The organism is Chryseobacterium sp. MYb7 (assembly GCF_002979455.1).
GTDB lineage: Bacteria > Bacteroidota > Bacteroidia > Flavobacteriales > Weeksellaceae > Chryseobacterium.
Genome location: NZ_PCOU01000005.1, coordinates 15,962 through 31,103 on the forward strand (window position 1 = coordinate 15,962; position 15,142 = coordinate 31,103).

Annotated in this window: 17 protein-coding genes; 4 read left to right on the forward strand and 13 right to left on the reverse strand. The window is 35.5% G+C overall.

Annotated elements, in window-relative coordinates:
• The first annotated feature begins 8 nt into the window (after positions 1-8).
• Complete coding sequence (locus CQ046_RS05720) at positions 9-1,070, forward strand: efflux RND transporter periplasmic adaptor subunit (RefSeq protein ID WP_105701332.1); 1,062 nt, start codon at positions 9-11, stop codon at positions 1,068-1,070.
• 7 nt (positions 1,071-1,077) lie between these two features.
• A complete protein-coding gene (locus tag CQ046_RS05725; protein WP_105701333.1) occupies positions 1,078-4,266 on the forward strand; it encodes an efflux RND transporter permease subunit in 3,189 nt (1,062 codons plus the stop codon).
• A 297-nt stretch (positions 4,267-4,563) separates the two neighbouring features.
• On the opposite strand, the gene CQ046_RS05730 is transcribed toward CQ046_RS05725, so the two are convergent.
• The 12 genes from CQ046_RS05730 to CQ046_RS05790 all read right to left on the reverse strand — a co-directional run bounded on the left by CQ046_RS05730 (position 4,564) and on the right by CQ046_RS05790 (position 12,570).
• The gene (locus CQ046_RS05730; RefSeq protein WP_105701334.1) at positions 4,564-5,010 is read right to left on the reverse strand and encodes a KTSC domain-containing protein; all 447 of its coding nucleotides are present in this window, start codon (positions 5,008-5,010) and stop codon (positions 4,564-4,566) included.
• Between the two features lie 141 nt (positions 5,011-5,151).
• Entirely contained in the window at positions 5,152-5,478 is a 327-nt protein-coding gene (locus tag CQ046_RS05735) for a hypothetical protein (RefSeq protein ID WP_105701335.1), read from the reverse strand.
• Between the two features lie 102 nt (positions 5,479-5,580).
• Positions 5,581-5,997: a hypothetical protein gene (locus CQ046_RS05740; protein ID WP_123906579.1), complete on the reverse strand. Its 417-nt coding sequence runs from the start codon at positions 5,995-5,997 to the stop codon at positions 5,581-5,583.
• 8 nt (positions 5,998-6,005) lie between these two features.
• Positions 6,006-6,476 carry a retropepsin-like aspartic protease gene (locus CQ046_RS05745; RefSeq protein ID WP_105701337.1) on the reverse strand — a complete coding sequence of 157 codons (471 nt, stop codon included), beginning with the start codon at positions 6,474-6,476 and terminating at the stop codon, positions 6,006-6,008.
• Between the two features lie 186 nt (positions 6,477-6,662).
• On the reverse strand, positions 6,663-7,427 hold the full coding sequence (locus CQ046_RS05750; protein WP_105701338.1) for a hypothetical protein: 765 nt from the start codon (positions 7,425-7,427) through the stop codon (positions 6,663-6,665).
• A gap of 578 nt (positions 7,428-8,005) precedes the next feature.
• The gene (locus CQ046_RS05760) at positions 8,006-8,668 is read right to left on the reverse strand and encodes a DUF2306 domain-containing protein (protein WP_105701340.1); all 663 of its coding nucleotides are present in this window, start codon (positions 8,666-8,668) and stop codon (positions 8,006-8,008) included.
• Between the two features lie 15 nt (positions 8,669-8,683).
• Positions 8,684-9,058, reverse strand: coding sequence for a hypothetical protein (locus CQ046_RS05765; RefSeq protein ID WP_228406885.1), 375 nt, complete (start codon positions 9,056-9,058; stop codon positions 8,684-8,686).
• Positions 9,059-9,161: 103 nt separating this feature from the next.
• Complete coding sequence (gene nudK / locus CQ046_RS05770) at positions 9,162-9,743, reverse strand: GDP-mannose pyrophosphatase NudK (RefSeq protein ID WP_105701341.1); 582 nt, start codon at positions 9,741-9,743, stop codon at positions 9,162-9,164.
• Between the two features lie 46 nt (positions 9,744-9,789).
• Positions 9,790-10,695 carry a TIGR01777 family oxidoreductase gene (locus CQ046_RS05775; RefSeq protein ID WP_105701342.1) on the reverse strand — a complete coding sequence of 302 codons (906 nt, stop codon included), beginning with the start codon at positions 10,693-10,695 and terminating at the stop codon, positions 9,790-9,792.
• A gap of 25 nt (positions 10,696-10,720) precedes the next feature.
• On the reverse strand, positions 10,721-11,065 hold the full coding sequence (locus CQ046_RS05780) for a hypothetical protein (RefSeq protein WP_105701343.1): 345 nt from the start codon (positions 11,063-11,065) through the stop codon (positions 10,721-10,723).
• Between the two features lie 5 nt (positions 11,066-11,070).
• Positions 11,071-11,664 carry an HPP family protein gene (locus CQ046_RS05785; protein ID WP_105701344.1) on the reverse strand — a complete coding sequence of 198 codons (594 nt, stop codon included), beginning with the start codon at positions 11,662-11,664 and terminating at the stop codon, positions 11,071-11,073.
• On the reverse strand, positions 11,665-12,570 hold the full coding sequence (locus tag CQ046_RS05790) for an arginase family protein (protein WP_105701345.1): 906 nt from the start codon (positions 12,568-12,570) through the stop codon (positions 11,665-11,667).
• 344 nt (positions 12,571-12,914) lie between these two features.
• On the opposite strand from CQ046_RS05790, the gene CQ046_RS05795 reads away from it, so the two are divergent.
• On the forward strand, positions 12,915-13,940 hold the full coding sequence (locus CQ046_RS05795) for a methyltransferase (protein WP_105701346.1): 1,026 nt from the start codon (positions 12,915-12,917) through the stop codon (positions 13,938-13,940).
• A 148-nt stretch (positions 13,941-14,088) separates the two neighbouring features.
• Here the strand turns inward: CQ046_RS05795 and CQ046_RS05800 are convergent, their stop codons facing one another.
• Positions 14,089-14,451, reverse strand: a complete 363-nt coding sequence (locus tag CQ046_RS05800; protein ID WP_165790475.1) for a helix-turn-helix domain-containing protein — start codon at positions 14,449-14,451, stop codon at positions 14,089-14,091.
• A gap of 349 nt (positions 14,452-14,800) precedes the next feature.
• Here CQ046_RS05800 and CQ046_RS05805 point away from each other — a divergent pair, with 349 nt between their 5' ends.
• Positions 14,801-15,133 (forward strand): single-stranded DNA-binding protein, encoded by a 333-nt coding sequence (locus CQ046_RS05805; RefSeq protein WP_076351611.1) that lies wholly within the window; start codon positions 14,801-14,803, stop codon positions 15,131-15,133.
• Positions 15,134-15,142 lie beyond the last annotated feature (9 nt).

Sequence of the window (15,142 nt, forward strand, 5' to 3'; positions counted from 1 at the left end):
AAACTAAAATGAAAAAAACTTTAATATATATCATCGTAGCAGCAGTACTGGTAGGTTTAGCCGCTTACAAGATTGCAGGGAACAAAGAAAAGCAGACGCAGGAAGTAAAAGAAGTTGCCAAACAAGTAGATAAAATCAACGTAAATATTGTAACTGTTACAAGAGAAAATATTGATACAGACTACTCAGCCAACGGAACTTTCATTCCTAAGCAGGAAATGAACCAGTCTTCTGAAATTGCCGGACGTATTGTAAGCGTTTTGGTAAAAGAAGGTTCAAGAGTAAGTGCAGGTCAGGTTTTAGCAACCATCAAGAGAGATGCTATCGAAGTAGATGTTACACAGGCTCAGAATAATTTGCAGAATGCTATTATTGATAATCAGCGTTACGAAAATGCCTTCAAAACAGGAGGAGTTACGAAACAGCAGGTTGATAATTCAAGACTTCAACTGAAAAATGCACAGGCAGCTGTGAAAGCTCAGGGAGTAAGAGTGAATGATACCAGCATCCGTGCAGGAATCAGCGGAACAATCAATAAAAAGTTGGTAGAACCAGGAACCGTTGTTTCGGTAGGAACTTCTATGTTTGAGATTGTTAATATCAACAGCTTAAAATTATCTGTTTTAGTAGATGAAAGCCAGATCGGGAAAATCCAGTTAGGTCAGGAAGTTCCGATTAAAGTAAACGTTTTGCCGGAAGACTCTTTTGTAGGTAGAATTACTTTCATTGCTCCTAAAAGTGATGCTTCTTTGAATTTCCCTGTGGAAATTGAAGTTCAGAACAGAGGAAACCTAAAAGCGGGTATGTATGCAACTGCTAAATTCAGTACAAATAACGGTGCAGAAACTCAGAATATGCTGACAGTTCCTGCAGAAGCATTTGTAAACGGAGTAAGCTCAGGACAATTATTCGTTGTTCAGAATGGTGTTGCTAAATTGATCAAAGTAACCATCGGAAAAGTTTACGGAGATAAAGTTCAGGTTCTAAGTGGATTGAATGGAGGAGAACAGGTAGTAACCAGCGGACAGATCAACCTGGATAATGGATCTAAAGTGAATATTATAAAGTAGCAGACCCATGAAGTTAGCAGAAATATCCATTAAAAGACCCTCGCTGGTAATTGTATTATTTACAATTCTGACGTTGGGAGGTATCCTGAGTTATACGCTCATGGGATACGAATTGATTCCGAAGTTTGAAACCAACATGGTAACTATTTCTACGGTATATCCGGGAGCTTCACCAGCAGAGGTGGAAACATCCGTGACCCGAAAGATTGAAGATGCAGTAGGTTCCCTGGAAAACGTAAAAAAAGTAGAATCTTCTTCATATGAGAGTCTATCTGTAATCATGGTTCAGCTGAACGATGGTGCCGACGTAGACTACGCTTTGAACGATGCTCAGAGAAAGGTAAATGCTATTCTTGCTGACCTTCCGGACGACGTGAAAGCTCCCTCTCTGAACAAGTTCTCTTTAGATGATCTACCGATTATCACGATGAGTATTTCATCTGATAAACTAAACAGTAAGGACCTTTATGACTTATTGGATAAAAAGATTGAACCTATTTTCTCTCGTGTAAACGGTGTTGCTCAGGTAGACCTTGTAGGTGGACAGGAGAGAGAAATTCAGGTGAATCTTGATGAGAAAAAATTGCAGGGGTATGGACTTTCTATTGGAGACGTACAGCAAGCAATCCTTTCATCAAACCTTGATTTCCCTACAGGAAGTTTGAAAACGAGAACTACAAAATCTACAATCAGACTTTCAGGAAAATATAAATCTACTGAGGAAATGAACAACCTTGTCGTTTCCAATAAAAATGGAGCTCAGGTACGTTTATCTGATATTGCAACTGTTTTCGACTCTCAGAAAGATGTGGAAAAGGTAGCGAGATTCAACCAGTTTCCTACCATTTTGATGCAGGTTAAAAAACAATCTGATGCAAATGCGGTATCAGTATCGGAAAGTGTTCAGAAAACAATTAAAACTGTAGAAGAAGCCTATAAAGTTCAGGGAGTAAAAGTAAAAATCGTAAACGATACTACAGAATTTACCCTTGAATCAGCCAACCACGTTATTTTCGACTTATTCTTAGCGATTATCCTCGTGGCGATTGTGATGTTGTTATTCCTTCACAGTATCAGAAACGCTTTCATCGTAATGGTTTCTATCCCGGCTTCATTGGTGGCAGCGTTCATCGGAATGAATTTAATGGGATATACTTTGAACCTGATGAGCTTACTGGGGCTATCGCTTGTGGTAGGTATCCTGGTAGATGACGCGATTGTTGTACTTGAAAACATTTACCGTCACATGGAGATGGGTAAAAGCAAAATCAGAGCAGCGTATGACGGAGCTTCAGAGATCGGATTTACCGTTGCTGCGATTACATTGGTAATTGTAGTGGTATTCTTACCGATTGCGATGAGTTCTGGTCTTGTAGCAAACATTTTGGCTCAGTTCTGCGTCACGGTAGTTATTGCCACCTTATTATCACTATTGGCTTCATTTACCATCATCCCTTGGTTATCATCAAGATTCGGTAAACTGGAACATTTAACAGGTAAAAACTGGTTTGAGAAATTCATTCTTTGGTTTGAAGGATTAATTGACAAGTTTACACACTGGATCACAGGTATCCTTGAATGGTGTCTGAAAACAACCTTAAGAAGAATTTCAACAGTAGTGATCACATTTATTGTTTTAATCAGTTCATTCATGCTGGTAGCATTCGGATTCATTGGAGGTGAATTCTTCCCGCCAATTGACCGTGGTCAGTTCTTAGTACAAATGGAATTGTCAAAAGATGCAACCGTTGAAAAGACAAACCAATTAACATTAGATGTTGAAAAGTTTTTAAGAAATGATAAAGATGTTGTAGACCTTATTACAACAGTTGGACAGCAATCTACAGGTTTTGGAGGTGCACAGGCAACTACTTACCAGTCTGAGGTTCAGGTGAACTTAACGGACAAATCTGAACGTTCTGAAAGTACCAATATTAAAGCTGCAAAAATAAAAAGACAGCTGGAAGAGAAATTCACAGGAGTTGAGTTTAAAACGGCTCCAATCGGTATCATGGGTGCTGAAAATGCTCCAATTGAAATGGTTGTAACAGGACCTGATAACGAAACAGCAGTAAAAGAAGCAACCAGAATCTTAGAACTATTGAAAAAAGTTCCTGGAGCGGTAGATGCCGAATTATCAACAGATACAGGTAGCCCGGAAGTTCAGGTAAGCATTGACAGAGATAAAATGTCTTCTCTAGGCTTAAATCTTTCAAGTGTAGGACAGACAATGCAGACTGCATTCAACGGGAATACAGATGGGAAATTCAGAGCCGGAGAATATGAATATGATATCAATATCCGTTTCGGAGATGTCAATAGACAATCTATTGATGATGTGAAAAACCTTATGTTTACAAACCCTCAGGGGCAGCAGGTTCGTCTAAGCCAGTTTGCTGATGTAAAAATGGGTTCAGGGCCAAGTTTGCTTGAACGTAGAGATAAATCTCCTTCGGTAAAAGTAAGAGCTAAAGCAGTAGGTAGACCGGTAGGGGATGTTGCTAATGAATGGGCAGATCAGTTCATGAAGAGCACCAAAAAACCTGTAGGAGTAGAGTATATCTGGAGTGGAGATATGGAAAACCAGCAGGAAGGTTTCGGTACGTTAGGAATCGCATTATTAGCGGCTATCGTATTGGTATACCTGGTAATGGTTTCACTATATGACAGTTTTGTATATCCGTTTGTGGTATTGTTCTCAATTCCGTTAGCGATGATTGGGGTAATGGTAATCCTTGCCTTAACTGCCAACTCACTGAACATCTTCACCATGCTAGGGATGATCATGTTGATTGGTTTGGTAGCCAAGAATGCGATCCTTATCGTGGACTTTACGAATGCAAGAAAAGCAGCAGGAGCAAACACTCACGATGCATTAGTACAGGCTAACCATGCCCGTCTTCGTCCGATCCTGATGACAACCATTGCGATGATCTTCGGTATGTTACCGATCGCATTGGCAACAGGTGCCGGAGCTGAGATGAACAAAGGTCTTGCATGGGTAGTAATCGGTGGTTTGACATCATCACTATTCCTTACATTGATCATTGTTCCGGTAGTATACTCTCTATTTGACTCTGTTCTACGAAGAATGGGTAAAGATACTAAAGTAGACTACGAAGCTGAAATGAAAGCAGAATATGTACACAGAGAACTAAATGAGGATGGATTTACTCCTAAGCATTTAGATAAATAGATTAAACCTTTAATTAACCGAAAGCGCCTCAGATTTTCTGAGGCGCTTTTTGTTGGCAGATGATATTTAAGATTTGGATTATATAAGTTTGGGCTAAAGCCTATTTCTATTGATAATTAATTGCGCAATAAGAAAATCAATAGGAGCGGGCTATCATCCTGAGCCTAGTCGAAGGGAGTCCGCTTAAATCTATAACGCCCATCATCGGCTTTAGCCAAAACATACTATTCAGTTTTAGCAACAAAAAAAGCTCACAGTAAAAACTGAAAGCTCTTCTTATATTATAATAGGAAAAAATTAATCTGCCATAGCCTCTCCGGACTTTCTGTAGATAAAGTTTCCATAGATGTGTCTTCTTGCAAAACGGCTTGGTGAATCTGAATTAACCATTTTGATATAAGTATTTCTTGGAACTCCCATATACTCATACATATTTCCGTTTAAATGCTGAACCGTTAAAATTGATTTCTCAAGATAAAAGTCCTGAATATTAGATTTTGTAGTGGTTTCCGTATATTCTTCTTTATATTTTTCCTGAGTTTCAGAATTAATACTTACCAAAAAGTGGTAGGCTTCAATCACAGACTTGCTTTTTTCTTCTGCTTCCTGCTTTCCTGCTTCATCATTAATGAATTTATCAGGGTGGGTATCTTTCATCACATTTCTGTAAATAGTCTTTAATTCTTTTAAAGTAACATTTTTATCTACTCCAAGAAGTGTTCTGTGCTCACCAATTTTTTTCATATCTCTAATCCTTATTTTCGGGGTGCAAAATTAAGGATTTTAATCTAATAAACCTTAACTTATTCATTATTAATTTGTTTTAATTTTCAATAGCTCTGAAAGTAAAAGGAATAGGGGATTGAAAATTTCAAATATCATGCTTTATTCTCCGTGAAAATATTCATAGGCATAACCTTCTAAATCTCCATCTGTTGATATTAAATTATTCTTTTCATCATAAATTTTAAAAGATTCTTGTATGTTGCCAATACTTGCAGAGCCATCTAAACCTAACAGGATTGTGTAAAAAGTATCAGTAAGAAGACTTGAAACTATCTCTTTTAATTTTTCAGTTTGAATTTCGTCCAAATTTAATTCTTCAATTTTTATTGAAGTCATACTTCTATATTCCATTTCATTATTGAAACTGGAATGAAGAATATTTTGTTTTTCTAAATAAAAGCTTTTTACAAATTCTTCTGGAGACATTTTATGTAAGTTTGTTAAAGTTAGAATAAAAGTATAAAATTTAATCTTTATATCAATTCTAACCCCAATAGTACTGAAAAATGTCCCAATTAGATCTAACAGCTAATTAAACTCCGAGTACAAATTTTTATTCAGTTTAAAATAAATAAACCCATTTTTAAAATCAATCACAGTATTAAATCTTTTTAAGAACTGATTACCAAAAAATCCCGCCATTTTTTCTGTAGAATCAATTCCTTCTGTGGAGCCGGAAAGAGTAATCGGGAGGTTATAAAGATATTTCTGAGCGAATTTGACAGCCGGACAGAGAACAACAGGCATTTCATATACAGAACCATCAGAGCCTTGCGCTGTAGCTTTGCCAATTGTTTTCATACCTTTTACCAACGTATTCTTTTTTGCAAAAGGAGAAGCTATAGTGAGTACATCATCCGCTCCGCTGTCGAGTCCAAAGAATCCCGAATATTCCTTACCATCCACTATCATACAGCTTTCTACTGCCGGATAGTTGTCAATCATGTGAAGTTTTATTTTCTCATATCCTGCCAAATCAATAGACTGGTCGCTTTCTTCATAAACCGTATTTCTTTTTTATGATAATTAATTTCAATAGTTTTTCCCTTCATAAGATCCGTTCCGAAAACCCCGTCAAAATGGGCAGATTCATAAGGAATAAGAGTAAACTGTATCTCTTTTTTCTGAATATCTCCAAACTGTATAGTATTGTGGTTACTGTAATCAACAGTATTCGTCCCGTTTGAGCCTCTGTTTTGAGACTTGCCACCAATTTGCAGCGGTACTTTTTTCTTTGAATTAATATTAATGACAGAGCCATCCGCACCAGTATCAAACAGAAATTTAATACTGTCCGTTTCATTGACTTTACAATGCACATAAATCGAATTATTTTCCAGAGAAAATGGTAGGATAGTGGGGGCTTTCTGAGCTGATACTGCTATGTAAAATAACAATACCAGGAAAGTAACAACGTGTTTCATGGAATAGTTTTAGAAGTACGAAAATAGAGGTAAAGAGCAGTTTCGCAAAGAAATAACTGGTCATTAACCCTCCTTTAACCGTTCCTTAACCGTTCTCTGTAAAACTTTGCCAATAAAAAAACAGCACCCAATCTGAGTACTGCTAATATATTTTCAACTGCTTTAATCTTTTAATTTTTAAATGAACTAAGGTTCATCACAAGTTCTCTTCAACTTAGTGAAAATTTTATCAAAGTCCTTGTAAGAAGTTCCTTCGTCATCACGTTTCTGTCTAAAACTGCTGTTGGCACAGTTGTGAAAACCAAGACCAATCAAATCTATCAGAGCATAGTCTTCTTTCTGCGGATCATTCATTTTAGCATCAAATCTTGCCATTACACCTTTCGGATCAGCATTGTTCTTGCTTTTAAGCTCTGTATAATTTTTCCATGCAGCAAACATCTTTTCTCTGTCGGGAGACGATACTGCATCAATCTGTTCTCTGCAGGTATTGTAATATTTACTGTTTTTAAGCGTGGTAGGGTCAGAATAAGCGATAATTTCTTCTTTATTCAGCTGGTATTCATTTTCAAAAGAATCAATAGTCTCTTCCTGTAGCTTTTTCCATCTTGGAAGATCAATTATTTTAAGGCTGTACAATTCCTTTTTCTTTTCTTCATACTGCTTTTCAAGTTCCTGTAAATAGGCTTCTCTGTTTTGGCGGATTTCTTCAAGCTGGGAAAGTTTAAAAACAGGTCGGGTATCAAATACAACCCCATTGAACTGATACAAAAGTTTGTTTACCCCGTCTATTTCTTCTTTCTTATATTTAGCCGGATCAAAATACCCTTTATTGTCACAATTAAAAGTCTGATAACTATAAGGGGTCAGATTGTTTGCTTTTGCAGGAGTTTTTTGCCCCCAAATACTAATGGATAGGGCCAAAGCAAGCCCGATCATCATTTTTTTCATGTACATAAATTGTTGAAGGAATCCGAATTTTCTGAATTTCAGTGCAAAATTAAGGCTTTAAATTCAAAATATAAAGGATTAAATAGATTTTCTCAATTGATTTTGCAGATTTTATATGAATTTTGTACTGTCGGGTTTTATTTGATTTTAAATTTTATGTTTAATTTTCTTGAAAATCCTTTTGTAGTAGGGGATACAAAGAATATGAATGAAAATTTTGAAAGAGGATGTTGTTGATAATTTACATAGCTTTAGACAAACTTCTATGTGTATTTTATTTCAATAACAATGATATTAGAATAAAATTCAAGAATTTGTTTAGGAAACAGGACTATTGATATCCCCTTTTCTTAATGTTGATGATTGTTTTTTAAAATTTAAAATAATAGATTTACATAAATTAACACGAAGCCATGATATATTACCTTTTCTTTCTTTTTATCATTGTCCTTTTTGGCGGAATTGCTTATCTGATAATGCGTTTTTTCGGTAAATGGACACGGAATAATAAATATGAAGTTGTTTTTAATACTTTAATATTTATCGGATCATTTTTTCTGGTTTCATTTCTCAGTCTTTTAATCTTCTTTTCCACTGTTGATTTTTCCCGTTAAAAAAGAATCTTTTTTGAGAATTAAATAAGCAATGAAAAGATTGATAAAAAGAGCAGCCCAGACATTCAAGCCATAAAAAAGTTCGTAATCATGACGTTCTTCGTTATAGAACATATTCTTTACGATTCTGAAAGTAATTGCTGTGGTAGTCACCGCGTAGCTTAGAATCATATACATCCTATGCCTGGCAATATTTCCTTTTTTGATAGAAAGCACAGCAGCAAAAGTAAAATAAGCCCAGAAGACATCCTGTACCAGAAATCCCATAATTCCGATAAGTCCTCCATTTGAAAAAATCCCAAGTACAAAGCATGCCGGAACATTAATAATAAGAATGTTGTAAACATATATTTTGCCAATAATTTGATGAAGACCCCTGTTTTCCGTTAAAAAACGATTTGAAAACTGGGTAAGACCGGCCAGAAGACATAACGTTATGGAAAAGATATGAATGTAAAAAAAAGCCATCCAATACGGATTGTTTACAACCTGCTGCTTAAAAGCCAGAAACCCGATATGCTTATTAAAAGAAGTATACTGGGAAATCGTTTTCAGCATCAGAATACTGAAAAGAAGAACTAAAAATAAAGCGGTGGCTTTAATGATTTTTATTCCCAAATACTTCATGAATTATTGCAACTCTTATAAAGCTTCGCTGCTGTTAATATGAATAATTTCAGGATTTTGACCATCCGAATCTCTCTTAGACCTACCATAAAGTCCTATTTCAAGATCATTTGGAGATTCATTGTCCAATTCCGAAGGATGTACATACGTATACATACCATATCCATGTCCGGAAACCAGCCATCCGTCAGTAAGGTTTAAATGAATTACACTGAAATCGCCGGCAGGACCTCCCGCAGAAACCGGCTCAAATTCTTTCATTAGTTTTATTGCTTCCTCTTTTACATCTTCGATAGTACTGATATCATCAAAAATAATATAAGTGCCGTTTTCAAAAAGAACCCAATCCTGAAATTTGGGATTAATGGCAAGCTTCACATGTTCAATCATCTGTTAATAGTTTAAATTAAAGTTTTTAAGTTAGTAGTTTTATTTAAATATGTAGTTTTTATAGATGATTTATCATTTATCAATCATCATTTATGCTCTATTTTTACATAATTCCTTTAATCCTCAAATGCTGTAGCAGCATGATTGTTTTTGCATCTTTGATTTCCCCTGTATCAATCATTTTCAGACTTTCTTCAAAAGGGAGTTCCAGAACTTCTATATTTTCTCCTTCTTCTTCTAATCCGCCTCCATCATTAATTTTCATCTCACTGGAATATTCTGCAATGAAGAAATAAAGAATTTCCGTTACAGATCCAGGAGACATATAAGCTTCAAATACTTTTTGAACGCTGGAAATTTTATATCCGGTTTCTTCTTCTGTTTCCCTTTTAATACAGTCTTCTGGATTGTCATTATCCAAAAGTCCGGCGCAGGCTTCAATAAGCATACCTGTAGGATTTCCATTGATATAAGTAGGTAAGCGGAATTGTCTGGTGAGAATAACAGTGTTAGACGTTTTGTTGTAAAGAAGAATGACAGCTCCGTTGCCACGGTCGTAGGCTTCCCTGCTTTGGGTTTCTGTAGTTCCGTTCTTTTTTAAAACAGAATAAGTGACTTTGTTTAAAGTATACCAGTTGTCTGAAAGGATTTCTGTGTTTAATAAGGTTATGTCAGGGTTTTTCATTAGAATATTTTCTGTATTATTATATATGTCAATTATATTTTTGAATTTAATGCTTTAATAAATCATTTAATGCTTTTTCCAGATCCGGAAATTTAAAATGGAAACCTGCATCCTGAAGTTTTTTTGAAGAAGCTCTGGAGCCTTCCAGAATAGCAGTCGCCAGTTCTCCGAATATCAGTTTCAGAACAAATCCAGGAACATTAGGCATGAATAAAGGTTTTTGAAGGACCTGTGCAATCTTTTTTGTCAGTTCTTTATTGGTGGCATGTTGTGGTGATACAGCATTATAAGCCCCTTCCATTGTTGGGGTTTTTAATGAAAATTCATAAATAGAACAGATATCATCAAGGTGAACCCATGGCATATACTGTTTGCCAGTTCCCAGAGAAGACCCGATATAGTATTGAATAGGAGGAATCATTTTCTTTAAAGCTCCGTCTTTTTCAGAAAGAACCACGGCAGTTCGTATTTTGACAACTCTTTCTGCCAGGTCCTGCTCTTTGAAATCGTCAGCAGCTCTTTCCCATAAAACTACGACTTCACTCAAGAAATCATTACCAGGCGGATCTGTTTCAGTATAAATCTTTTCTGTAGTTTCTGTGCCATAAAAATTAATTCCTGAAGCTGAAATAAAAGACTTCAGCTTAATTTTGTTTTTTCTTAAAGTTGTTCGTAATAACTCGGCAGAATCTACACGGCTGGAAATAAGCTCTCTTTTTCTTTCGGGTGTCCAACGTTTTTCTGAAATATTGGCACCTGCAAGATGAATGATGTGGGAAATATTGTCAAAGGCAGTTTCATCAATACTTCCTTTTTTAATATCCCATTCATATTCGTGATTATGTACTTTTTTTCGGGTCAGAAACCTGAGTTCGTATTCATTGCCTATCTTTTTTGCCAGCTCTTTGGCAATCATACCGCTGGCACCGGTAATCAGAACAACTTCTTTCATAATAATAGATTTGTGGTGTGTGGGGTTATGCCTGATTTTTTACAATCAGTATATAATCATCTTCCAGAAGTTTATAGCCGTAATCATAAATAAATTTATATTCAGAACCATTTTTATAAACTTTCAGATTGGTAAAATAATCGAAATCAAAACCTAAGCCATCCAGTCTGGATTTTGGGACTTTTGTTTTACCATCAGTATTTATTTCCATTAAGATGCGATAGTTTTTGCGGAGTTTATTGTTTACATTCCGCATCAGATTGTTTGAATCCTTATTCTGCTTATTGTTAAAGGCGTTCCGGCAGGCATCGTTGCAGAATTTTTTATCTGTCCTTCCGATGATTTTTTCGCCACATTCCAGGCAATTCATGATTTTTATTTTAAGTGATGAGTGTGTCTTTTCTTCAACAGTTTTTTAAACATACTGTGAGTAGGATAACTCCTGTTGGGAGTAATATTATTAAAAAATAGAGCTACAATCAGAAGAATAATGCATCCTGAAAGAACAGGAGAGAGAACGTACCAATACCCCAATTCCGGAATTTTTCCTGTAGAGCTTACTGCAATCAGGGCTGTAGCTCCGCCTGGTGGATGCAAAGTTTTTGTATACTGCATCAGTACAATTGAAAATGCCACTGCCAAAGGAGCCGAAAGCCAGATAATATCGGGGACAAACTGATAAACAGTAACCCCTACCAAAGCCGAGAGAACATGTCCACCGATAAGATTTCTGGGTTGTGCCAGAGGGCTCTGTATTGCTCCATAAATAAGAACACTCGATGCCCCAAAAGAACCAATCAGGAAAATATTCTCAGTTTCTGTGAGTGAGTGAGATTGGATAAATGCAATAATCCCGATTCCAAAAAAAGCTCCCAAAAATGACCAGAAATGCTCCTTATAATCTACAAGTGTTTCTTTATAAATTACATATTTTGAAACCCTGAATGTTCTTTTGATTGTCTTCTTCATTTACTCTTCTTTTTTTTTTATAATTAGAATTAATTGGTCTACAAATGGACGGGTATAAGTTCCGTTTTCATCATAATCAGGATCTAAAATAGTAATCTCTATTCCAAAACACAATGGATTCTCAAATAAAGGTTCCAGCATTTCCCTGAGATCGTCATAGTCAATTCCGTCTTCCATTCTGCTGTCTACGGCAGGCATAATCTCATCTTTCAGAATATCTACATCAAAATGAATGAAAAATCCGTCCAAACTTTTATCATCCACCATTCTCAGAAAGTCATCAGCTGTTTTTCTGAAACCATTTTCTCTGAGGCGGTAAAGGTCAAAATAATGAATATCGGAATTGATGATTTGAGCAATATATTCTTTGTCACCTGTTTCCGCATTTCCACAGCAAAAAATATTTTCTTCAGACAGGTAAGGCTTTAAACCATTAATATCAGTTAATTTTTCATGTCCTGTTCCAGTAATGATGGAGAGATCCATTCCTGCTGTACCACCGGTTTCAGAAAGTTCTGGTGGAATAAAATCTGTATGGCCATCCAGATAAAAAAGTCCGAAATTGCCCAATTTTTTCAGAGCAATTGCATTTCCTATGAGAATGCTGCAGTCACCTCCGAGAATAATATTGAATGCCCCTTTTTCGTAATTGTGAAGGATATAATCAGCCTGTTTTTTAGCATATTCAATAATCTGGTTGGCATTTCTGACGTTTGATTCCTTGTCAAAATCCATAGAATATACCGGAGCGTCTAGCCTGAAAACGTTTTTAGGATCAATTCTGCTATGAAAATCAAATTTTCTGAGCCAATCCGGAAGTTTTCGAACCCCGGGTTCTGTCTCATGTACTTTCTTTGTAAGCCCCAAATTGAGAGGAAACTCAAATATATTGATGCTCCTTTTCATAGATGAATTTTCACAAAGATACGGAATTATCCGTTTGTAAATGGATAGCTTTACACCTGGATTTTATTCCTGTGATATTTTATAAAAAAGGATAGAGTTTGTTCAATAATATAAAATTTTTGAGTATTTCAGACTGTATTTTATTTACTGTTATTTCTTTTGAAACAAGCAGTATTTATCAATATTCCGAAAATATATTTCACTTATAAATCTTAATTTTTGATCATAACCCACTTGCTTTCATGTAAATAAAATTAATTTTTATTTCACATAATTGTGTTTTTTTATAAATTTGATAATAATAATTCTTCTGTTATTATTAAACATCATCAAAAGCTATTACTATGAAAAAACAACCCGTGAAACCGGAATTTACTTTCAAAATGTTTGAAGTATTAAGCCGGATGTGGCTTGTAGGCTGTGTAAAAACGGCTGCGGAACTTAATATTGCTGATCAATTGGCATACGGACCCAAAACAATTTCAGCATTGGCAGCAGAGACACACTCCAACGAAAAAGAATTATACAGAATAATGAGAGCTTTGAGTAGTGAAGGTATTTTTGAAGAACTTGAGAATAGAACATTTGCTTTAAATGATTTCGGAGCTGCCTTACAAACCAGTGTTCCCGGAACCGTAAAAGATTTTGTCATAGCCAATGTAGGAGAACATTTTCCAGGTTTTGCAGATCTTATTTATTCTGTGCAGAAAGGCAAAGTTCCATTTGACCACGTACATGGGATGAATCTTTGGGAATATTACAAAAAACATCCGGAATTAGGAGCCAACTTCGGGAGGGGAATGACGGGATTATCCGGAATGTCTTTGCAAGGAATTGCTGCAAACTATGATTTTACTCCTTATAAAACCATAGTGGATGTAGGCGGAGGTAATGGTGCTATGATGTACACCATGCTGAATTCATCCCCGGAAAGTTCCGGAATTATCTTTGATGAAGCCCATGTTACAGAAAAAACACTTCAGCTCATTCCGGAAAATTTAAAAGATCGTTGTAAAGTAGCCACAGGAAGTTTCTTCGAAAAAGTGCCTGAAGGAGCAGATCTGTATACCATGAAATGGATTATCCATGACTGGAATGATGATGAGTGTGTACACATTTTGAAAAACTGCTATAACGCAATGTCAAAAGGAGCAAAGCTATTGATCATGGATGCTGTAATTCCTGATGAAAGCAGAAATAAACCTCATATTTCCAAGTTGTTTGATATTGTAATGATGGCCTGCATTACGGGAAGAGAAAGAACATTAAATGAATTTAAAGAACTTCTGGATAGAGCCGGACTGAGGTTTAACAGAGTTGTTCATATCGGGACAGAGGTTCAAAGTATTGTAGAATGTGAAAAAGTATAAATTCCAATTTTAAATTACATGATTAAGTGAAAGGTATTCAATAATTGTATTGAGTGCCTTTTTAATGGTTTATAACCTAAAAAAGCGCTCCATTGCGGAACGCTTTTATATTTTATTGTAACATACTTCGGTGTGGAAGTATCTCAGCTTATTTTTTCAGCCTGTTGATTTCTTCTTTTAACAAACCAATATATTCCTGCATTGTTTTTATAATTTCTATGCTTAATTCGTTACTGATATTTGTTGTAGCAATATTATTACCTACATTGACTCCTGTATTGTCAGTAAAAACCGGATTCTCGATGATGAATTTTGCTTCTTCCTCTTCATAAATTTCCTCCACAGGAACCTCTAGAAATTTAGCAAGCTTTTGCCATTCTGTCTGTGTTATAGATACCCCGCCACTTTCTTTTCTGCTATAATTGGAGACGTCAGTGGGGATTACATCAGCCAATTCTTGCTGGGTATATCCTTTCGTTTTTCTTACTGTACGTAGTTTTTCTTTTTGCATATCAGACATTTTTACAAATTTGCAAAAAAAAATTAAATTAAATAGAAAAAAATCCCTTGTGATAGATCTATTTTTCAATGTTTTTAAGAGTGAAAAATATTTTGATATTAGGCTTTTTTTTGTTTAGTTCTTTAATTTTAAGATAAGAATTATCAGCTTTTAATTCTTACAAATAGTGTTTTTTGTTGTATTCTCTTTATTTCATTATCCGACAACAAACGATTACAAACGATTTTAAATAGTTTATAACCGACTGTGATTGGGTAACATCGCAACCTTTGCAACAGAGATTTGAGAAAAACAGTGAACGTCTCTTATCTGAATTATTAATCTTTAAAATCTAAAAGTTATGTCACTAAGAAACAAAGTAACATTAATTGGTTACACAGGTAAAGAAGTTGAAATGGTAAATTTCGATAATGGAAATGTAAAAGCAAGCGTATCTTTGGCTACAAGCGATCATTATACGAATGCCAAAGGAGAAAAAGTAGAAGAAACGCAATGGCACAATCTTATTGCTTTCGGGAAAACAGCAGAAATTTTTGAAAAATATGTTCCCAAAGGAAAAGAAATTGCTATCGAAGGAAAGCTTACGTACAGATCTTATGATGATAAGGATGGGGTAAAGCGGTACATCACGGAAATTCGAGTTGATGAAATCCTGTTGTTAGGAGGAAAATAATGGTAAAAA

Coding starts and splice junctions, on each gene's coding strand:
- CQ046_RS05720 (WP_105701332.1), top strand. CDS start 9: ATGAAAAAAACTTTAATATATATCATCGTAGCAGCAGTACTGGTAGGT.
- CQ046_RS05725 (WP_105701333.1), top strand. CDS start 1,078: ATGAAGTTAGCAGAAATATCCATTAAAAGACCCTCGCTGGTAATTGTA.
- CQ046_RS05730 (WP_105701334.1), bottom strand. CDS start 5,010: ATGAAAAAAATTGGTGAGCACAGAACACTTCTTGGAGTAGATAAAAAT.
- CQ046_RS05735 (WP_105701335.1), bottom strand. CDS start 5,478: ATGTCTCCAGAAGAATTTGTAAAAAGCTTTTATTTAGAAAAACAAAAT.
- CQ046_RS05740 (WP_123906579.1), bottom strand. CDS start 5,997: ATGATTGACAACTATCCGGCAGTAGAAAGCTGTATGATAGTGGATGGT.
- CQ046_RS05745 (WP_105701337.1), bottom strand. CDS start 6,476: ATGAAACACGTTGTTACTTTCCTGGTATTGTTATTTTACATAGCAGTA.
- CQ046_RS05750 (WP_105701338.1), bottom strand. CDS start 7,427: ATGAAAAAAATGATGATCGGGCTTGCTTTGGCCCTATCCATTAGTATT.
- CQ046_RS05760 (WP_105701340.1), bottom strand. CDS start 8,668: ATGAAGTATTTGGGAATAAAAATCATTAAAGCCACCGCTTTATTTTTA.
- CQ046_RS05765 (WP_228406885.1), bottom strand. CDS start 9,058: ATGATTGAACATGTGAAGCTTGCCATTAATCCCAAATTTCAGGATTGG.
- nudK (WP_105701341.1), bottom strand. CDS start 9,743: ATGAAAAACCCTGACATAACCTTATTAAACACAGAAATCCTTTCAGAC.
- CQ046_RS05775 (WP_105701342.1), bottom strand. CDS start 10,695: ATGAAAGAAGTTGTTCTGATTACCGGTGCCAGCGGTATGATTGCCAAA.
- CQ046_RS05780 (WP_105701343.1), bottom strand. CDS start 11,065: ATGAATTGCCTGGAATGTGGCGAAAAAATCATCGGAAGGACAGATAAA.
- CQ046_RS05785 (WP_105701344.1), bottom strand. CDS start 11,664: ATGAAGAAGACAATCAAAAGAACATTCAGGGTTTCAAAATATGTAATT.
- CQ046_RS05790 (WP_105701345.1), bottom strand. CDS start 12,570: ATGAAAAGGAGCATCAATATATTTGAGTTTCCTCTCAATTTGGGGCTT.
- CQ046_RS05795 (WP_105701346.1), top strand. CDS start 12,915: ATGAAAAAACAACCCGTGAAACCGGAATTTACTTTCAAAATGTTTGAA.
- CQ046_RS05800 (WP_165790475.1), bottom strand. CDS start 14,451: ATGCAAAAAGAAAAACTACGTACAGTAAGAAAAACGAAAGGATATACC.
- CQ046_RS05805 (WP_076351611.1), top strand. CDS start 14,801: ATGTCACTAAGAAACAAAGTAACATTAATTGGTTACACAGGTAAAGAA.